At 40.8% G+C, this 19,224-nt stretch carries 19 protein-coding genes, 1 pseudogene and 1 CRISPR repeat array; of the genes and pseudogenes, 12 read left to right on the top strand and 8 right to left on the bottom strand.

Going from position 1 to position 19,224, the window contains the following annotated elements; all coding sequences use genetic code 11:
* Positions 1 to 176: 176 nt before the first annotated feature.
* Both DP114_RS03640 and DP114_RS03635 read left to right on the top strand, forming a co-directional pair.
* A complete protein-coding gene (locus DP114_RS03640; protein ID WP_171975472.1) occupies positions 177 to 551 on the top strand; it encodes an NINE protein in 375 nt (124 codons plus the stop codon).
* 13 nt (positions 552 to 564) lie between these two features.
* Complete coding sequence (locus tag DP114_RS03635; RefSeq protein ID WP_171975471.1) at positions 565 to 1,098, top strand: ComEA family DNA-binding protein; 534 nt, start codon at positions 565 to 567, stop codon at positions 1,096 to 1,098.
* A gap of 30 nt (positions 1,099 to 1,128) precedes the next feature.
* Here DP114_RS03635 and lepB read toward each other — a convergent pair whose 3' ends face one another.
* Together lepB and DP114_RS03625 are read right to left on the bottom strand one after the other, a co-directional pair.
* Entirely contained in the window at positions 1,129 to 1,701 is a 573-nt protein-coding gene (gene lepB / locus DP114_RS03630; protein ID WP_169267760.1) for a signal peptidase I, read from the bottom strand.
* A 282-nt stretch (positions 1,702 to 1,983) separates the two neighbouring features.
* Positions 1,984 to 2,703, bottom strand: coding sequence for a transcriptional regulator (locus DP114_RS03625; RefSeq protein WP_248277377.1), 720 nt, complete (start codon positions 2,701 to 2,703; stop codon positions 1,984 to 1,986).
* Between the two features lie 99 nt (positions 2,704 to 2,802).
* On the opposite strand from DP114_RS03625, the gene DP114_RS03620 reads away from it, so the two are divergent.
* The 7 genes from DP114_RS03620 (at position 2,803) to cas2 (ending at position 9,167) form a co-directional block, all read left to right on the top strand.
* Positions 2,803 to 3,045, top strand: coding sequence for a Clp protease/crotonase-like domain-containing protein (locus DP114_RS03620; protein ID WP_169267761.1), 243 nt, complete (start codon positions 2,803 to 2,805; stop codon positions 3,043 to 3,045).
* Positions 3,046 to 3,048: 3 nt separating this feature from the next.
* Positions 3,049 to 3,810, top strand: coding sequence for a type I-D CRISPR-associated protein Cas5/Csc1 (cas5d, locus tag DP114_RS03615; protein ID WP_169267762.1), 762 nt, complete (start codon positions 3,049 to 3,051; stop codon positions 3,808 to 3,810).
* On the top strand, positions 3,803 to 6,088 hold the full coding sequence (gene cas3 / locus DP114_RS03610) for a type I-D CRISPR-associated helicase Cas3' (RefSeq protein WP_169267763.1): 2,286 nt from the start codon (positions 3,803 to 3,805) through the stop codon (positions 6,086 to 6,088). Before cas5d ends, cas3 begins: the two co-directional genes overlap by 8 nt.
* A gap of 12 nt (positions 6,089 to 6,100) precedes the next feature.
* Positions 6,101 to 6,952, top strand: coding sequence for a CRISPR-associated endoribonuclease Cas6 (cas6, locus tag DP114_RS03605; protein ID WP_171975470.1), 852 nt, complete (start codon positions 6,101 to 6,103; stop codon positions 6,950 to 6,952).
* Positions 6,945 to 7,538 carry a CRISPR-associated protein Cas4 gene (gene cas4 / locus DP114_RS03600; RefSeq protein WP_171975469.1) on the top strand — a complete coding sequence of 198 codons (594 nt, stop codon included), beginning with the start codon at positions 6,945 to 6,947 and terminating at the stop codon, positions 7,536 to 7,538. Before cas6 ends, cas4 begins: the two co-directional genes overlap by 8 nt.
* Positions 7,539 to 7,750: 212 nt before the next feature.
* Positions 7,751 to 8,755 carry a type I-D CRISPR-associated endonuclease Cas1d gene (cas1d, locus tag DP114_RS03595; RefSeq protein ID WP_171975468.1) on the top strand — a complete coding sequence of 335 codons (1,005 nt, stop codon included), beginning with the start codon at positions 7,751 to 7,753 and terminating at the stop codon, positions 8,753 to 8,755.
* Positions 8,756 to 8,879: 124 nt separating this feature from the next.
* Entirely contained in the window at positions 8,880 to 9,167 is a 288-nt protein-coding gene (gene cas2, locus DP114_RS03590; protein ID WP_171975467.1) for a CRISPR-associated endonuclease Cas2, read from the top strand.
* Between the two features lie 211 nt (positions 9,168 to 9,378).
* Positions 9,379 to 11,661: direct repeats of the CRISPR family, unit length 37 nt; unit sequence GTTGAAATTTCTCTTACTCCCTATTAGGGATTGAAAC.
* 89 nt (positions 11,662 to 11,750) lie between these two features.
* Here the strand turns inward: cas2 and DP114_RS03585 are convergent.
* From DP114_RS03585 to DP114_RS03565, 6 genes and pseudogenes are all read right to left on the bottom strand, one after another.
* On the bottom strand, positions 11,751 to 12,746 hold the full coding sequence (locus tag DP114_RS03585; protein ID WP_169267768.1) for an SGNH/GDSL hydrolase family protein: 996 nt from the start codon (positions 12,744 to 12,746) through the stop codon (positions 11,751 to 11,753).
* A gap of 283 nt (positions 12,747 to 13,029) precedes the next feature.
* Entirely contained in the window at positions 13,030 to 13,110 is an 81-nt protein-coding gene (locus DP114_RS36205) for a hypothetical protein (protein WP_318563999.1), read from the bottom strand.
* A gap of 8 nt (positions 13,111 to 13,118) precedes the next feature.
* Positions 13,119 to 13,304: pseudogene (locus tag DP114_RS34660) on the bottom strand (site-specific DNA-methyltransferase); the annotation flags it as partial.
* A 599-nt stretch (positions 13,305 to 13,903) separates the two neighbouring features.
* Positions 13,904 to 14,344 (bottom strand): cyanase, encoded by a 441-nt coding sequence (gene cynS / locus DP114_RS03575; protein WP_169268209.1) that lies wholly within the window; start codon positions 14,342 to 14,344, stop codon positions 13,904 to 13,906.
* Between the two features lie 235 nt (positions 14,345 to 14,579).
* Positions 14,580 to 15,863: a serine hydroxymethyltransferase gene (glyA, locus tag DP114_RS03570; protein ID WP_169268208.1), complete on the bottom strand. Its 1,284-nt coding sequence runs from the start codon at positions 15,861 to 15,863 to the stop codon at positions 14,580 to 14,582.
* Between the two features lie 214 nt (positions 15,864 to 16,077).
* Positions 16,078 to 17,466 carry an RNA-guided endonuclease InsQ/TnpB family protein gene (locus tag DP114_RS03565; RefSeq protein WP_171975466.1) on the bottom strand — a complete coding sequence of 463 codons (1,389 nt, stop codon included), beginning with the start codon at positions 17,464 to 17,466 and terminating at the stop codon, positions 16,078 to 16,080.
* Positions 17,467 to 17,533: 67 nt separating this feature from the next.
* Here DP114_RS03565 and tnpA point away from each other — a divergent pair, with 67 nt between their 5' ends.
* From tnpA to DP114_RS03550, 3 genes are all read left to right on the top strand, one after another.
* The gene (gene tnpA, locus DP114_RS03560) at positions 17,534 to 17,947 is read left to right on the top strand and encodes an IS200/IS605 family transposase (protein ID WP_169268206.1); all 414 of its coding nucleotides are present in this window, start codon (positions 17,534 to 17,536) and stop codon (positions 17,945 to 17,947) included.
* 496 nt (positions 17,948 to 18,443) lie between these two features.
* Positions 18,444 to 18,641 carry a hypothetical protein gene (locus DP114_RS03555; RefSeq protein ID WP_169268205.1) on the top strand — a complete coding sequence of 66 codons (198 nt, stop codon included), beginning with the start codon at positions 18,444 to 18,446 and terminating at the stop codon, positions 18,639 to 18,641.
* A gap of 100 nt (positions 18,642 to 18,741) precedes the next feature.
* Positions 18,742 to 19,221, top strand: a complete 480-nt coding sequence (locus DP114_RS03550; protein ID WP_169268204.1) for a Tic20 family protein — start codon at positions 18,742 to 18,744, stop codon at positions 19,219 to 19,221.
* Positions 19,222 to 19,224: the final 3 nt, after the last annotated feature.

Genomic DNA, 19,224 nt, shown 5'->3' with positions numbered 1-19,224 from the left:
TGCGACTTCCTTGCTATGCTTCTTGTTTCCCCTGTGCTCGCGTCCTCCCCATTTGTATTAATCTTAAAATCAAACGGTATTAGGCGTGGGGCAGGCATAGTCTTTGTCGGAGTAGTTCATCAGATAGGATTCAGTTACTATAACAGCAATGCTGAGTTTATTATGGTGCTTTAGTTATGTTTAATCAACGAAAAAGCCGGAGCATTGCCGCTATTTTAGCTTTGTCTGGTACAGTGACAATTTCCGGATTACATAAGTTTTATCTAGGACAGCCACTTTGGGGTGTGCTTTATGTGTTGCTTTCTTGGACACCCATTCCCAAGGTAGCGAGTGCTATTGAAGGAGTTTGGTTTTTAGCGCAAGACGAAGAAGCTTTTGACCGTCATTTTAATTTAGGTAAATCAGCCATCAAAAACTCACAGTTCGCCAGCAATCAAGTTAGTACGGTTGCTCAAGGCTTACGGGAGTTAGAAAGTTTACGTCAAGATGGATTGATTTCTGAGTATGAATTTGAGCAAAAGCGCCGCCAGTTGCTAGAGCATATTTCCTAAACCAAGGAACACTATGAAAAATTGGCTACCTTTAAACTCTAAGTTACAAAAACTACGCTATAAGTTACAGAACGACCCATATTATCGACTACAATCAGCAGAAGAAATTGCGATCGCCGCCCAATTTGGTATCCACATTGATGCCAATCAAGCAACTGTTGATGATTGGTTACGGCTACCAGGGTTATCGATTCACCAAGCGCGATCGCTTGTACAACTTTCTCGCGCTGGTGTCAAATTTTACTGTATTGAAGATATTGCCGCAGCCTTAAGTTTACCAGTACAAAGGCTAGAGCCACTCAAGCCAATTCTGAATTTCAGTTATTACGATGATGAATCTTTAGTTCTTGGTAGCCATAAAATCAACCCTAACACGGCAACAATTGAAACTCTAACAAAAGTGCCATTTATTGATTTATCCCTGGCGCAAGCAGTAGTTGAAAATCGCAGTTTAGCGGGAGCTTATCTTAACTTAGTTGATTTTCAGCAAAGGTTAAATCTTTCGGGTGAGACTATTACCCAGCTTATGTACTACCTACGATTTTAATCTAGACGTAGCGATGCTACGTCTTTACAATTAAATCACCCCAATCCTATTAAAAGGCCAAAAGCGGAACACTGCCCGACCAATAATATTTTCTTTGGGTAAAAACCCCCAGTAACGGGAATCGTTACTATCGTTGCGGTTATCTCCCATAACAAAGAATTCGCCAGGAGGAACTTGCCGCTCTTTCATTGGTAAAATTGGTGGCTCAGCTATATAATCTTCTTGTATTGGTTGCCCATCAATGTAAACCTTTCCACCTGCGATACTCACTTTCTTTCCAGGAGTGCCAATAATACGCTTAATGAAAGCTTGGTCTTTGGGATATCCTCGATGTTGTAATTCTTCTGGTGGCTGAAAAACAACGATATCGCCAAATTGTGGAGGATGAAACAAAGAAGAAATTTTTTCCACAACCAGGCGATCGCCCTTATACAACGTTGGTAACATCGAGTCCGAGGGAATGTAGCGGGGTTCTGCAACAAAAGTCCTAATTAAGAGTGCTAAGCATAAGGCGATCGCAATCAAGATAAGATTTTCCCGTAAAGTTCGCCATCCTCGCGACGATTCTGGGGATTCTTTAGCATCACTTTTCTGATGAGTCATAGAGAGCTGATTAATAAGTTAGACGAATTCTAGATTATTTTGACCCTAAAAGGACGTTTGTAACGGCTTAGGAAGAAACTTCCAGATTGTAATGCTGACAGAGGGTTTTGAGTTTTTCTTTGACGAGCGATACGCGTAGCGTCAAGCCTCCGGCTTATCGCACTGAATCAGGCGACACCACTACACAATCTTCCCCATACCGCAGTACTTTTGGATCTGGTTTGGACTAAAGTTTAGTCAACCGACGACGTTGAGAAACTTACTTTGAGTTTGGCGATACTGTCAATGCTTTGTTTCAATATCATATAACTGACAAAGGTTACGGAGTTTATGCTTAAAGCGATCGCGCATACTTTCAGGTGACACAATCACGCATTCATCCCAATAACGCGCAACTTCCCTAATCAGCCAAAAAGGATTTGCAACTCGCCGTACCACTTGACGCACATCTCCAATGATTTCATCACCAACGTCATCATCTTTGGGTTGATAGCTTTTTTTCAACCAACCATAAAAGTGTAATTGCACTTCTAGATAATCTAGTTTCCCTCGCCAATTTCGATTAATAGGTACAGCTGACTTAATGCTGTTATAGGTTAAACAGCGGTTGTGCCAAAGTTCTGGCAATTCGGGAATATCATTTTCTACATCATGGGTTTCTTCGCACCAGATGAGGAGGTAAAAGCGGTTATCAAAGGAGCGAGGTTCCGCATGACGAACTGTGTATTCCAGTTCTTGACCTTGAGAATTCCGGTAGAGAATGTAAAACGGCTGTTGCTTTTTCATCCAATCTTCAATTTGAATTCGCCACCCTTGAGTAGATTGGCTAATTTGTTTCATGAGAGACTGACGCAAGGGCGGTTCGAGATTACCTCGCTCTAGTAAAAGTGCAAGTACAGTTTGAGCTTCTCCAATACGACCTATATCATTTAAGGCTTTTATTGCTTGTTGCAAAGCGTTAACCTGGTTGGAATCAAGAGTAAAGGGCTTACCAAGTTCCAACGTTTGTTCAGCAATGGCTACTATTAGGCCGGAAATACTGGGTTCTTTTCCCCATAGAATATCAAGGCTACGGGCGATTTCCTCAAGCTTTTCAAGCGTTTGATAGAAAAAGCTAAAGAAGTGCTTTCAACATGGAAGAGTAAGCGAGGCGTTTCTGTGCATTTATCTGATGAAGAATTAGCAAGTGTAATGACTGATGTCGATAATCATTGGTCAGAAGAAGAACGGGATAAATTTTTAAAGCGCTTAAGTCAATCTTACGAACTTTTCCGTCAAGTTCCTGCTGAGTCTAAAAAAGGCAAAAGCAAAGGTAAAAAAGCAGCAGTTGAAGTAGAGAGTTAGGTTATGTTAACAATTCCTTTTCAGCAGGCAAAGCTTGTGGAGTTGCTGTGTTTAGAACCAATCTTTTTTGCCTCCAGGGAGTTGTCGGATACCTACTACACTGAGGGGACGATTGGGAATTATGCTTTAACCTATGCTTTGGGTTTGGTTAATTCCCCTTATCGTCTCCAAGGACAGGCTACAGGACGACCTACCTACAAAGAAGATTTTGCGGCGATCGCACAAACATTCTATATATTACCCGCCTCACCTACTCATGGTCGAGTGACTTTCCGGTTTGAACGTTTCAATGCCCTTTCTGATGCTTATTGGTACGCGATGACTAATAACCGAGTCGCCACAGCACGTGAAGATTTACCATTACAACGCCAAGGGAAAAAACCCAATTCCTTTAGACCAAGTAATTTTCCCCAGACAGGACGATTGCGGATGATTGAACGTGGTAATAAATTCCAAACTTTAGTTTTTGGCAATTATGAATTACCTGACTACATTCGTGTTGGTAAATTTTTAAGCAAAGTTAGAGTCAATATTCTAGAGACATTTGATGTCATTCCATTACCAGAAGGAAATTACCAAACTCGCGCTTACTTGAACGTTGCTGATTTACCACCACAGACTGAAATATTGTCTTTTGATTTAATTTCTATGCCTCCAGCACCAATACTTAAAAATCTTCATTTCCGGGGTGCTGCTTGGCAAGTGGGTGAAATAGTTGTGCCAGCAGGTTTACAATTTTGTGGTAGAGGCAGAATCAATGGTTAATCAAAGATTAGTTACTAAACTTGAACCTCGTAGTATTTTCGCCTGTGCATCATTACCCGATGAACTTTCATTCATGAACAATGCACTTCAACATCAAGTTGAGGTTTTTGAAAAATCTCGCGATGTTGATATTATCCTTGATTTAGCACCGACAGGTACAGGTAAAACAAAAGCGGGATTCACAGTTTTATTGCACCAACCTACGAAAAGTGCTATCTACATTGCCCCGACTAATGCTTTGGTAGAACAGCAACGTGAAGCCGCAGAGAAGTTTGTAAAAGAAGCTGGTTTACCTCATGTCATTAAATCTGCTTCGGCAAGAGAAATTAGAACATGGTCTGATGATAAAGTGGGTAAGCGACCAGGAGAGAAACTATATAACGTTTTGCGAAATCCTGCAACTATATTTTCGGAAGTAGGAGCAAATAAACCAATTATATTAGTGACAAACCCTGATATTTTTTACTACGCTACTTTCTTCGCTTACAATAAGCTAGATAGAAGTAATATCGCCAGTAGTTTTTACACCAAGTTTGGGACAGTCATTTTTGATGAATTTCATCTATATGATGCTAAACAGTTAGTAGGGTTGCTGTTCTATCTCGCTTATTCCCATCTTTTTGGCTTTTTTAAGTATGGAAGACGGGTTGTTTTACTAACAGCTACACCAGAACCAGCTTGTGAATTAGCACTGCAAAGTTTAGAAAAGCAGGCTGTGAGAATAGCCAGAATAGATGGAGAGACTGGTAATGGTAAAAGTTTACCATCTCAAACAACAGTCAATCTAGAATTAAGACCACAACCTGATACTAGGGAGGAGTGGCTAGCAGAGTTAGCGTTTGAAGTTGTCCAACGGTTTCGCGAAAGACCTAAAGAAAATGGTGCAGTCATTCTGGATTCTCTAGATAGTATTAATCGTCTCAAAGAGTTGTTGGACAAGCAAGGACTGACTGATTATATCGGACGCATGACTGGTCCTGCACCTTTTAAAGATAGACAACGGGCAATGGAGTGTCAAATAATTTTGGCAACTAGCACTGTAGATGTTGGATTTAACTTTGAAAGAAATCCTGCACCAACACGACAAAATTTAGATTGGTTGATTTTTTCAGCCCGTAATCGTGCTGCATTTTGGCAAAGAATTGGTAGAGTCGGACGTGTTTTGGGTAAATGTGAGACTAACATAAACTCAGAAGCGATAGCTTATTTACCAGCTATAGCTTGGGAAGAAGGTTTAGCCTCCCTCGATATATCTGGAGGACGTATTGCACTTGAACAAACATTGAAGAATCTTCCTTGTTTAGAGAAACCATTCTTGCTTGCATACTGGCGTTCGGAAGCGTTTTTAGAAATTGCTCGTCCATTATTAGAACTTGAAGAAGCATTTCAGGATATAGCAGGTGCAGAACTCATCCCACAGCTTTTTGAAACAATAAAATCAACTTTAGGAGGAAACCGTACTTGGGATGACTGTCGCTTTAGGATAAAAGTTTTACGAGGTGCTGAGAACCTTAGTAAAGCTTCGCTTAAAGATGTCCAAAACAAATGGAAATTTACTCCTGGTGGTCAAGCTTTTGTGAGAACTTACATTAAAGCTAAATACCCTGAAGATTGGGATGACTTACAAGCAGGACGTGTGAGTTTAGATGACTATGAACGACTATTCAAACAAGATGAGGAAGCGGCAAAGGATTTAAAAGAATTTGCAGAGATTTTCAGTACCAGCTATGCACCATTATTCTCTTTCAGAAATACTTTCTTTGAAAGTCTCCCAATTCGCGATCCTCATGGTTATCTCTTAGATGAATCAGAAGAAACACGCCTCGATCCTATTCATCTCTTACGTCACTACGAATTTGTTCCAAATGGAGAACTTATAGAAGTCACTAGTCGTGCCAAGGAAAATTATGAACTGGTTTTTCGTCTGAGTTATCCTGATACTTGGCAAGAATTTGTCAATACAGAACTCAATAAACTGACTGCTTTCAAAAATTGCCGTATTGAACGACGTTTAGGAGTAGGAGGAGCAATACGACCTACGCCCTTGATTCAAGTGCTAGAAAAACATCTCATACCAGGGATGATTATAGCTGAAAAAGAGAACCAATATATCATCTTCCAAATGCGAAAAGAAGGAATTGTTTCATATCCTATTGTCATTCAATGTAGCAATGCCCAAAAAGAATACAGATTTTTACCTGGGATTGCAGGAATCTTAACAATGGCAATGAAGGGTAAACAATTGCGTCTTCCAGATGATGAACCCTTTATAGTTTAATAACTCTCAATTATGCCCCACAGCCTCGTCCTTAACCTCATCCCCCAATCTCCCATCTACCCCGAATTCCTCACAGGTAGACACTACCACGCCCTATTCCTCACCCTCATCAGTTCAGTCGATAAAGATTTAGGAGACTATTTACACACATCCAACGCCGATAAACCCTTCACCCTTTCCCCCTTACAAATACAACGAAATCATAAAAGCCACCAATACAAACACAATACCTTGCAATTTTCCCATCAACGCCCAATTCCCCCAGGTACATCCTGTTGGTGGCGTATCTCGCTATTAGACGACACACTCTTTAGCAAGCTGACTCCACTGTGGCTCAATCTTAACCCCGAACACCCTTGGCATTTGGGTTCCGCAGACTTGTATATTACTAGCATCTTTGGTACACCCCAATCAACACAACCTTGGGCAAATGCTTGTAGTTATACGCAATTGTACGAGCAAGCAAGTCAGGGCGATCGCACTCTCAACCTCACCCTCGCCACACCCGTCGCCTTCCGCCAAGGAGGATACGACACCGTTTTGCCAAATCGAGAATGTGTCTTCAACAGTCTTCTCAGTCGCTGGAACAAATATAGTGGGATTGAATTTTCCAACATCCCCATCGAGTCAATTTATCCAAGTTTTTGTAACATCCATACAGAAGTTATTCGTAACTATGACACCAAATTTGTTGGTTGTGTTGGCGAAATAAGTTATCGGATTTTAGGAGATATTGAACCAATTGCAATTAAACAAATAAATGCCCTTGCTGACTTTGCTTTATATGCAGGAGTTGGACGTAAAACAACAATGGGTATGGGTATGACACGTCGCCTCTCATCAAACGTTGAAAATTATGAATGAGACAGAATATATTCCTATTGCTTCCTTAAATCAATATGCCTATTGTCCACATCGCTGCTGGCGAATGTTTTGTACCGGAGAATTTATTGATAACCAATACACAATTGAAGGGACAAGTTTACATGAACGCGTCCACACATTAGGGGAAGGACATCGTGAATCAACCTGGCAAGTTCGAGCAATTTGGCTCAAATCAGACAAATACAAACTTATCGGTAAATCTGATTTAATTGAATCAGAAAACGGTGAGTTGTATCCAGTTGAATACAAGCGAGGACGTAAGGGTGAATGGGATAACGATGAGTTACAAGTTTGTGCCCAAGCTTTATGTCTAGAAGAAATCACAGGACAAACAGTTACCACTGGCTATGTTTATTACGCACACTCACATCAACGTCAATTTGTAGAAATAACAGAAGAATTGCGTCAAAGTACAGTCGCCACAATTGAAGCTGTTCAAATGCTTCTACTAACAGGTACTATGCCAAAAGCTATCAAGACAAAGCGCTGCACAGGATGCAGTTTGTACACACGGTGCTTACCAGAAGTTGTGGACAAAGTAGGACGGTATCAAGAAGCTTCTTAATCCAGAGATTTGACATTTAGCATCACTTTCAATGAGCCTCGTAATTGATCGCCTCGGAATTAATTCCGAGGCTCAAAGACCAAGTCTACTAAAGTAGACTAAAAAGCTTATGTAGTCATCTTTAGATGACTTTGACTATGAGCCTGGGATTGAAATCCTAGGCGGACGAGACTTTTGACTGATTCCTTTCACCTCAATTTCTAACACTAACTATGAGCACACTTTACGTTACACAAGACGACGCATTTATCGGCAAAATCGATGAGCGACTGCACGTAAAATACGAGAAAAAGACAATATTAGATGTCCCGCTTATCAAAATTGACGGTGTCGTAGTATTAGGACGCGCCACAGTTTCACCATCTGCTATCAATGAATTATTGCAGCGTCAAATTCCCCTAACATTTCTGACAGGATCTGGTGGTTATTTAGGACGTTTAGAACCAGAAGTCACCAAAAATATTTTTGTACGTAAAGCGCAATGGCAAGCCGCAGGCAATACACCTCAAGCAATTCATCTCGTCCAAGGGTTTGTACGTGGTAAACTCAAGAATTACCGTAACACCCTTGTTCGTCGTCAACGTGAATCCAACGATCTAGATTTATCTGGTGCTATTGAACGTTTAGATAATGTCATTGCACCCATCGACACAACTCAAAACATTGATTCTTTACGCGGGTTGGAAGGTGCTGGTAGCGCTGCTTACTTTGGCTGCTTTAATGAAATGATTCGCAATACACAATTCACCTTTACCAAGCGCGTTCGTCGTCCACCCACCGATCCAGTGAATTCTTTACTCAGCTTTGGTTATTCCTTATTGCGTCATGATGTCCAAAGTGCAGTTAATATTGTTGGGTTTGATCCATATTTGGGATATTTACATTGCGATCGCTATGGTAGACCATCACTAGCATTAGACTTAATGGAAGAATTCCGTCCCCTCGTGGTAGATGCAGTTGTGTTGTCTACGTTAAACAAGCAATTGTTGAAAGTTGAAGATTTTGTCACAGAACCTTTGAGTCATGCTGTTTCCCTCACCAACGAACCAAGAAAAACATTTCTGCGCCTATACGAACAAAAGAAATTATCCGAATTTAAGCATCCCGTTTTGGGACGCAAATGCACTTACCAGGAAGCTTTTGCACTGCAAGCCCGGTTACTGGCTAAATACTTAATGGGCGAAATCGAGAAATATCCACCGTTGGTTTTGAAGTAAGCGTTGAAGTCATCAGTTATCAGTCATCAGTCATCAGTTATCAGTTATCAGTTACCAGCTCATCTTGGCTTGATAACTGTTCACTGTTCACTGTTCACTGTTCAGTGATTCGGTTAATTTGCCAATGAATGTTGTTGTGTCCTACGATATCTCTGAAGACAAGCGCCGTACAAAAATCCACAAAGTCCTCAAGTCTTATGGGCAGTGGGTGCAGTATAGTGTATTTGAGTGTCAGCTGAGCGATACTCAATATGCCAAGTTGCGATCGCGCTTACACAAACTTATCAAGCCTGATACCGATAGTATCAAGTTTTATTTTCTGTGCGCTTGCTGTTTTGGTAAAGTCGAACGTATCGACGGCGAACCACCCCGTGATGAGACGATTTTTTTTGCCGAATGCGCGGATGGGTAGGTGTACAAAAAGAGGTTTCAAAAAAAATGGCTGGATTGCTTACAGGACGAGGATTTCAAGGAAAAATTATTTATAACCATCCGCGCTCCTTGCCTAGACTGGATTTCAGCCATTCGCTGTAAATTGATTTAGTTTTTTTCATGCTATCATTAGATCATCCGCGCTTTGGAACCTTGAAAACTTTATATGGTGCAGTTTTCTGACTGCTGCAGTTGAAATTTCTCTTACTCCCTATTAGGGATTGAAACAACATCACAAATTCATCTCCACTATTTAGCTGAGACAGTTGAAATTTCTCTTACTCCCTATTAGGGATTGAAACAAACGCCAATTTAAAGCGCTCATCCCCACGGTATTATTTGTTGAAATTTCTCTTACTCCCTATTAGGGATTGAAACTGTTTAGTAGTTAAAGAAGCGTACAGATCCTGGGTGTTGAAATTTCTCTTACTCCCTATTAGGGATTGAAACTTGTCATATATCTCTACAATAATTTCCGTGAGAATGGGGGTTGAAATTTCTCTTACTCCCTATTAGGGATTGAAACATATTCAAGATATGCCACTTAAAGAACGGATTTAGTTGAAATTTCTCTTACTCCCTATTAGGGATTGAAACGAAATTTCATCTGGGTAGGCTTTTGCAAAATCAAGTTGAAATTTCTCTTACTCCCTATTAGGGATTGAAACAGTTGTAGTAAGTCTTGTAGGTCGGTGGGGGTACTGTTGAAATTTCTCTTACTCCCTATTAGGGATTGAAACTACTTCCCTGAACTTGATATAGATACCGTACTTAGGTTGAAATTTCTCTTACTCCCTATTAGGGATTGAAACTAAAGCTAAAATGACTCGCAGTCTGGCTGGAAACGTTGAAATTTCTCTTACTCCCTATTAGGGATTGAAACTGAGTTTGCCGAAATAACTCCTACGGGAACTTGGGTTGAAATTTCTCTTACTCCCTATTAGGGATTGAAACAGGAGAGTTATTCTCCAATGGCAGCATGACCTGAAGGTTGAAATTTCTCTTACTCCCTATTAGGGATTGAAACTGTTGCTTAACCCTTTTACCATTCTCGTTGTAATGTTGAAATTTCTCTTACTCCCTATTAGGGATTGAAACGTATCTGTAGACGCTGTGGAAATATCAGTAATGACGTTGAAATTTCTCTTACTCCCTATTAGGGATTGAAACAAAAAGTGTATCCGGCATTGCCAAGTCTCTCACAGGGTTGAAATTTCTCTTACTCCCTATTAGGGATTGAAACTCTTCTATTAACTCTAGAACTCTTGCTTCATCCGTTGAAATTTCTCTTACTCCCTATTAGGGATTGAAACAAGTTCCTCAGGGCTAAGTCGACGACCGGTGGACTGTTGAAATTTCTCTTACTCCCTATTAGGGATTGAAACAGTTTGAAACAGTTGGCTCAACAGGTGGCTACTGCGCGTTGAAATTTCTCTTACTCCCTATTAGGGATTGAAACGAAGTATTCGTTGTTGTTGAACACTTCTTCCATGTGTTGAAATTTCTCTTACTCCCTATTAGGGATTGAAACTATTAGCATCAAAGGTAGTCATTGATACATCATTGTTGAAATTTCTCTTACTCCCTATTAGGGATTGAAACTGTTATTGAAGGGTATTGCAACGTCATTGGTTCAAAGTTGAAATTTCTCTTACTCCCTATTAGGGATTGAAACAGGAATGGAACGTTGCATGGGATAACAATACGATTTGGTTGAAATTTCTCTTACTCCCTATTAGGGATTGAAACATCAAAGCCTTGACCGTCTGACCTATCAGGAGTAGTTGAAATTTCTCTTACTCCCTATTAGGGATTGAAACCTGATTTCGATAAAGCTGCTTTATCGAAATTTTCATCGTTGAAATTTCTCTTACTCCCTATTAGGGATTGAAACATAATGGTCGCACCACACTCATAAACGGAGATATGTTGAAATTTCTCTTACTCCCTATTAGGGATTGAAACCGGAAGCGATCGCAGCAAAACTCCTTCACCAATCGGTTGAAATTTCTCTTACTCCCTATTAGGGATTGAAACAGATTGACATTAGTGGCGAAGTCATTGCTATAGAAGTTGAAATTTCTCTTACTCCCTATTAGGGATTGAAACTTTTAAATCCCTTTTCCAATTAAATAAATCGGTATTGTTGAAATTTCTCTTACTCCCTATTAGGGATTGAAACGAATGCGATCGTTATTGACCCCAATGGTATCTCGTTGAAATTTCTCTTACTCCCTATTAGGGATTGAAACCGCGTACGGGAGAATTACTCGGTCTGTGTTGCGTGGAGGTTGAAATTTCTCTTACTCCCTATTAGGGATTGAAACAATATCGCAATCGCTCTTCAGCAACTGCATTACAACTCGTTGAAATTTCTCTTACTCCCTATTAGGGATTGAAACACTAATGACATAGCTTTTATTTCCTTACTTGAATGGTTGAAATTTCTCTTACTCCCTATTAGGGATTGAAACATCTGTATTTCAAGTTTTGATAAAAAGCATTAAACTGTTTTATCTCTTACTCTGTGCCCTCTGCGCCTCTGCGGTTAAAAATACTATATTCAACTTCCGGCCATTTTCATCGTGCTATATTCAGCTTCATCTATTGCAGTTCGCCATACATCGTAAGCTTGTGTGCTCAAATGAAGCCCGTCTGTCGTCAGTTCTAAACGTAAGTTACCCTGAAAATCTGCAAACCAATCATAAAGATTTAAATAATAAACCCCTTCTTGTCTTGCAATCAGGGAGAGTTGCTCATTGAGATGACGAATGCGAGTATTAGAAATTGTAGATAAACGAGTTGGCAAAATCGATTGAAGAAAAATTATGGTTTTTGGGTGAGTGTGTCGCAACTTGCGAACAATTTCGCGGTGATTGTGTAAGATGATTTCATCTGTCGTACCCTTTCGCAAATCATTAATTCCAACCATGATATAAATGAAATCTGGTCTGGTTTCCCTAAAAACAGATACCCTTCTTAAAACACCAGCGCAAGTATCTCCAGATATTCCCTGATTCAACCACAATTTATCTACAGGCAATTTTTCTTGAGGAAACCACAAACTTAAAGAATCACCCACTAAAATTCCCAGGCGATTATCGCTTTGACTTTGAGTCATTGCTTTGGCTTCCATCGCCAATAAGTTTTTCCAATCCTCGTATGTGAGTTGAGTCTTCCTCGTAGATATCAACGATAACTCTGTCCTGTCTTTTGGTAAGCTTGGATAAATCTGACCCGCTTTGAGTGCGGCTAATCTTGCGTAGTAAAGTTGTTTTCCAGATGTAATTTTGTAGTCAGCTACTTGAGTTTTTGAACTACCATATGATTCTATATGCTTTGTCAACAAAGAGTGACTCAATTCTGATGGATTTATTCCAGCACTAAAGAATACTTTATTAGTGATATTTTGCTTCAAAATATATTTTAAGTTCAAAACGACTCTGCTATTTTCTGAATAAACATTCGACAGATGCACAAGACTTAATGCTGGTATTGTCATTCCTGTCAACAGACTCACTGTCAACAGACAAAGATTTCTCGTCTTTACGTTTTTCATCCCCGCACCGCTTTTTCTCACAGACAGCATTAACTTGTTGAATTTAAGAAAGTTTTTTAAATAACTGTTTGATTATTTTTCATTGATATACATATTTCTGTAAAGCATTTCGAGATGATGTTTACCATCTCTTCAAAATTTTTCCATATTGCTTCTAGCAGTTTTCATTTTTCTTGAAAACTGCCCACATGATTAAATATAGTTACTCATCCGAAACAGGACTTACGCAACGCAAAGAATGTCCGCAGCGTACCGTTAGGCATAGGGGCACGAGCAGAAAAATTTACAAATCTTCAAATCTGTATCGACTACCGATAATATAATCCTCATTGATTTCAAAAGAAATCCATCGACGTTGTAACATTTGTGCAACAAAACCCGTTGTGTTAGAACCCGCGAAGGGAGAAACCATTCTATATATTTTTCTACACTTTCGTTGCCGTATTCTTTCTTACGTGTGAGTGCAAATGGAGGTGAGGTGAGGATTAAGTTAATACTGCTATCCTTAAGATATGTAAGTAATTTTAGGCTTTCACCTATATAAGTAAGTCGCACAATAAAACCAAACTGTGTTAAGAAAAGTAAACAAAGCTCAAACCTTTTCTCTCCCTGCTCCCTGCCTTATTTAAACGATAATTATTTACGCCGACCTACTTATATTGCAATACGGTTCAGTTAAGACTCGATCCTCCCTAACCCTCCTTAAAAAGGAGGGAATTAAGCCCCCCTTTTTAAGGGGAGCCAGTGCGTTGGGGAGCCACTGCCCTTCGGGTTCGCAGTCGCCTACGGAGGGAGACCCTCCTGCAGCGCTGTCTCACCGTGCGCGGGTTCCCCGCGTTGAGGCATGTGGCATGAGCCAGTACTGGAGGAGGGTTTCCCGACAGAGGTATCTGGCGTTCGGGTTTCCCGACTTGTAGCACCTGGCGTGGGTTGGGGGGATCAACAGAATTCAACACTGCTAACTGAACCGTATTGACTTATATTGCTCCATTTTCTTGAGAGTAGTAAGGTGTCAAATCTAATGTTTTTTGTGGTGTTTGCTGTTATTGTGTGAAGAGTTAGAACGTTATTCAATTAGGGCGTAAGCAGACTTATAGAAAGATTGGTTGAAAATTTTCTGCACGTTTACAAGGATGTGAACTTCCGCAGATGAAATCTCACCATTTTTTGTATGGCAGAAATTTTCCAGACATGATGACTTTTACGCGATCGCCTTTAGAATCTTCTTCTTTTTCAATATTCAAAGTAAAGTCTATGGCGCTCATAATCCCATCACCAAACTTCTCGTGAATCACCTCTTTGATCGGCATTCCATAAACCTGCATAATTTCGTAGAAACGATAAATAAGCGGGTCTGTGGGAACAATAGGTCCCAAACCTTTGACAGGGTATTCACTTAATTCCCTAACATAAATCGTATCAAGCCCTAATGCTTCAACCAATAACTTCGCTTCTTCCTCAGAAGCACTAGCTTGACGGTAGAAAACAGATGCAATCCACACTTCGTCACGTCCCAAAATCTTTTCTAAATCAGCAAAGGTTAGTCCTTTTTCTTTTTTTGCCGCCAAAAGCGCTTGAGTTATTTCTGGGATAGACACTGGATAACTCCTGAAATGAATTGTTACTTTTTTGTGACAAACGTTTGTAGCATTTTCACTGCATTATAGTCTCATATTGGCTAAAAGACATCAAAAAAACATTGCTAAATAGAGACATAAAAAATTATGAGTTAGGAAGTTTTCATGAAAAATGCCTAACTCATAACTTACAAATATAACAATTCCAAATGAATTGTGAACTGATTCGGTGAACTACCTTAACCTAGCGATGATGTCATACTAATGCTGGTACAGGAATCGTGATGTGAGAATATAGGGGGAAGCGATCGCACAACGCTTTTACTCGTCGCCGACAATCTTCAGCAATGTCTGCTGAATCTGGATTTAATAAGCGATCAGCAATAATATTGCCAATCTCCGTAAACTCTTCGACTCCCAAGCCACGCGTTGTCATAGCTGGAGAACCCAACCTCAAACCACTAGTCACAAATGGTGACTCTGGGTCAAACGGTACTGTATTCTTGTTGGCAGTAATATTCACACCACTAACCAACTGATCCGCTTGCTTACCCGTCATACCAATCGACCGTAAGTCTACTAGCATTAGATGATTATCAGTTCCATTTGACACCAACTTTAAACCTCGGTCTTGAAGTTGGGTAGCCAAGGCACGAGCATTGTCAATCACCTGAGCAGAATATGCTTTAAACTCTGGCTTGAGGGCTTCAGCGAAAGCAACTGCTTTTGCAGCAATCACATGTTCGAGTGGTCCACCCTGATTACCAGGGAAAACCGATTTATCAAGCTTTTTACCCAGTTCTGGATCGCGGGTTAAGATTAAGCCAGCCCTGGGACCACGTAGAGTTTTGTGTGTTGTTGTAGTTACAACATCACAATAGGGAATGGGGTCGGGGTGAAGACCACTAGCAACCAATCCGGCGATGTGGGCTATATCTGCCAGTAAGTACGCACCGACTTCATCAGCAATACTACGGAATTTTTCAAAATCAATTATGCGAGGATATGCAGAATAACCACAAATCAAAAGCTTTGGACGCTCCCTAAGCGCCAGCTCTCGAATTTGGTCATAGTCTAGTTCTTCTGTTTGCTGATTAACACCGTAGTGGCAAGCCTGGAACCACTTACCAGATACGTTGACAGGTGAACCGTGCGTCAGGTGTCCCCCGTGAGACAAATCCATCCCCATGAATTTATCACCTGGTTCCAGCAGCGTCAAAAACACTGCAAAATTTGCCTGTGCGCCAGAATGCGGTTGTACATTGGCATGAGCAGCACCAAACAACTGTTTAGCACGGTCAATAGCCAGTTGTTCAATTTTGTCTACGAACTCACAACCACCATAGTAACGTTTACCAGGCAATCCCTCAGCATACTTGTTTGTCAGTACGGAACCTTGAGCCGCTAGGACAGCAGCCGAGGTAAAGTTCTCACTAGCAATCAACTCCAAGTGATCGCGTTGACGCTGTAGTTCTTGGTTGATTAACTCCGCTACCGCAGGATCGGAGGAGGCAAGAAAATCTGAGTTAGTCAAAGTCACTAATCGTTATCCTTATGGAAATTTGCACAATAGTCGGTAACTGTCTAGAGGTATGAGTTTATGGTCTAAGAGTTCTTGACTAATGACTCATCATTCATGACATTTATTTAGCCCGACTTACTCAATTATCGCCTGTCCATTCAAACAGTGAACAGTTAACAGTGAACAGTTAAGAAGTTACTTGACATCTCCCCCTTTTAGAAAAAGGGGGATTCTAGACTGTTGCTGCTCCGAGGGCTAAAAGCCCATCTGCGCAGCGTCTACGATATGATTGACTTAAGCGATAAAACAAGTCATATCGTTGTGGCAGTGCCAATACTGCCCTACCTACCTCGACCAGGCTAACGCCTAGCTGTGTAGCTACTTTTCGTGCAATGTTCGCTGCACCGTTGCAATCTGCATTAATTAACAAACCCGTGGCTGTTTTATACAACCCACGTTCTACTCTTCTACCCGATGGCTTCCAATCCTTGGGTTTTTCACCAAACTTGTGGAGACTATCGCCATCTAGAAAAGATGCTTTGCTTGTGTACGCTTCTTCGACCACAGTACAAACGATTCCGTATTCACTCGCCAGTTGTTTTAGCCGCGCAATCAATCGTCCTGTAGGGATGGGTACAAAGTTTTGATTATTGACTTTGGCCATATCAGAACCAACTTTGTGCCCGTCATTCCATCCGATAATGATGTTGCCAATCTTGTCGTTCAAACAGCGATTGACAATGAACCGCGCTGCCTTATTAATCGCATCACGCATTTGGTTGTTGCGTTTACGTTGCACTCGGTTGAGATTGGAGTCCCAGTAGAAATCAGGCTTTCCCTGTTTATACTTCGCAACCAAGCGACAATAACCTTGATTCATCGCTTTAAGCTTGCGACCATCAATAATAAAACTTTTCCCGCGTGTTGAAACGCCCGTTAGCCAGTTTGTTCCTCCGTGGTCGAATGACCAAGCATGACTGTAGTCAAGGTTTGGATTGACTTTAATTGGTTTTTTTTCATCATCAATAACCCAGTCAATCATAAATTCCCCAAGACATGGGCGGATTGTCACTTGTTTGACCCAATCAGAATCAATAAAATCAGGTAGTTTCAACTTGATTTCTATAATAAGTTCTGGTTTTGTTTGTTTGCTGATTGATGGCTTGAAGTACCCATCTTTAAAACTGAGGGCTTGACGTGGAAACGTGACTGCGGCTAATCCTCCTTTTTTGCGGTACTTAGGTAAAGACGGGCGGTCAACTTCTCCCTTGTAATAAGCTTTTACAAGTCCGTTGTAACTTGTGATTGACTCACCGACTGACTTTAAAGTTTGTTGAGCTGCCTGCGCTGCCAGACCTTTGTAGTGCGGGTTGTCTTTAAGAACTTTGTCCAATTCCGGATAAGAACTGTTGCACTGGTAAGTTTTCCAACTGCAACGCAACTCATCAGCGCGCCAGTAAGTTGTGTATGCATTATCCATTTCTTGAAGACGTGTATAATGCGTTTGCCGAATGTGGTAAACAGCACAGTTAATCAAACTACTTGCGTGTTGACACTGGTCTAACCAAAATGCATTTTCTTCCGAAGTAAATCTTGCTCTGACTGGGATAGTCCTGTACAACTAGCATCACCCTATTGTTGTTAATTATCATAGCTACTACAGGCATCAACAACATTATTCCGGAAATATGGCTAAACTATCAAGCAAAGATTATGAGTATCGGCGCACTGAAAATTCAATATCGTCAATCAATTATCATTTTGTATTTGTACCTAAACGAAGAAAGCCTATACTAGTTCAGGATGTGGCGAAACGGCTACAAGAAATTATCTTTGAACTAGTGACAGAACACGGATGGAAGATGATTGCGCTGGAAATCATGCCAGACCATGTTCACTTTTTCATTAATGCTCCCACTAATGAGTCAGCGGCAGATATTGCAAGGTGGGTAAAAGCAAGAGCGTCTCACCACTTGAGAAAAGAATTTCCTGAATTAAAAAAGCTACCCGCTTTGTGGACTCCTACCTATTTTGTGGCGACAACAGGTCAAGTCAGTACTGAGGTAGTCAAAAAGTATATTGAAAATCAACGCGGAAAGTAGAGAAACGCCGGGTTAAAACCCGTCGAGTCGGATTTCATCCCCGCAGCTATTGCCTAGGGGTTCTCATCCTCCCGCTTGCAGCCTGATAGGGGAATTTCACACGCCACATCTGGGGCGTCGGCACAGCCGCCCTACACAAGACTTGGGCGTGATCTCAGTCGAACGCTCAGTCGAGCCGCTGAGCGCTCACACCCCTACACCCTTAGCCTTGATCAAAAAATTCAAAAATTAATTTATGTATTACTTTTGACTACAAAGCAAAACAAGCAACGTACAATAAACTAAACTCAATATATAAATTTTGATGAGATTGTCATGATCCACATTCTTCCAAAGTGAGCATGGGAGGTTGGGCAAAGACAGACAAAAATGTAACAGATGTAACAACGTCCAGCAAAACGGACGAATCATCCGCTACAGCATTTATTGCCATCCTTACCAGTTTTCTCCCCCTGGGTATATGTGGATCATCCTCAGGACTGATAGGAGAAATAGGATGCTAGTAATTCTCATGGATAACCAAATTTTTGCTCCTCAACAGGTATGCCAATCTTGTTTACTTGCTGACGGAAGTGGTCAACCCCGGTGGCGTCAAGGTAAACTCTATTGTGGTCAAGCTATTCGCAAACTGACTGAACAGCAGCCAGACCAGTTTGAGTGTCTTATGGGTTTTCGAGTTGCTAATATTGAATGACCAACAACTATGCTTAATGGTAGAGACTTTATCCTCTACCTAATTAACTGCGTTATCCTTGGCATAGTAACATCAACATTTAACAACGGGAGAAATCAAGATGGCTTGGCGCGGAGGTACCACAACTCAAGACCGCCTTTTGTCTTGCTTGCCTTATCTTTTACCTTTTATTGAAGTTAGTAGTTTTGCTAAGCTGCCTTTGTTGCGATCGCTCTACATACCTTTTATTCCTCTGATTCAACTGTATTATGGGATACCATTTGCCAGTCTAATAATTTTCTTTGCTTTGTTTCTTCTTGTAGTAAGAAACGAAAAAGTTCAACACTTTATCCGCTTCCATACCTTGCAAGCTCTTTTGCTGTCTATATTTGCTTATTTGTGCGGGGCAGTTTTAGACCTTATAGGTATTGTGCAACAGGGTGCGTCAATACCAGAACCTTTGTTTCAAAGTGTGATGTTTACCTTGATTTTCGTAGCAGTTGTCGGTGCATCAATATATAGTATTGTTCAAGCCGTAAGAGGACTCTACGCTGAGATTCCCTTTATCTCTGAAGCTGCTTACAGTGGAACTCGTGACTAGAAT

This window comes from Brasilonema sennae CENA114, assembly GCF_006968745.1.
Taxonomy (GTDB): Bacteria; Cyanobacteriota; Cyanobacteriia; order Cyanobacteriales; family Nostocaceae; genus Brasilonema; species Brasilonema sennae.
This window is presented reverse-complemented; position numbering and strand designations above follow the sequence as displayed.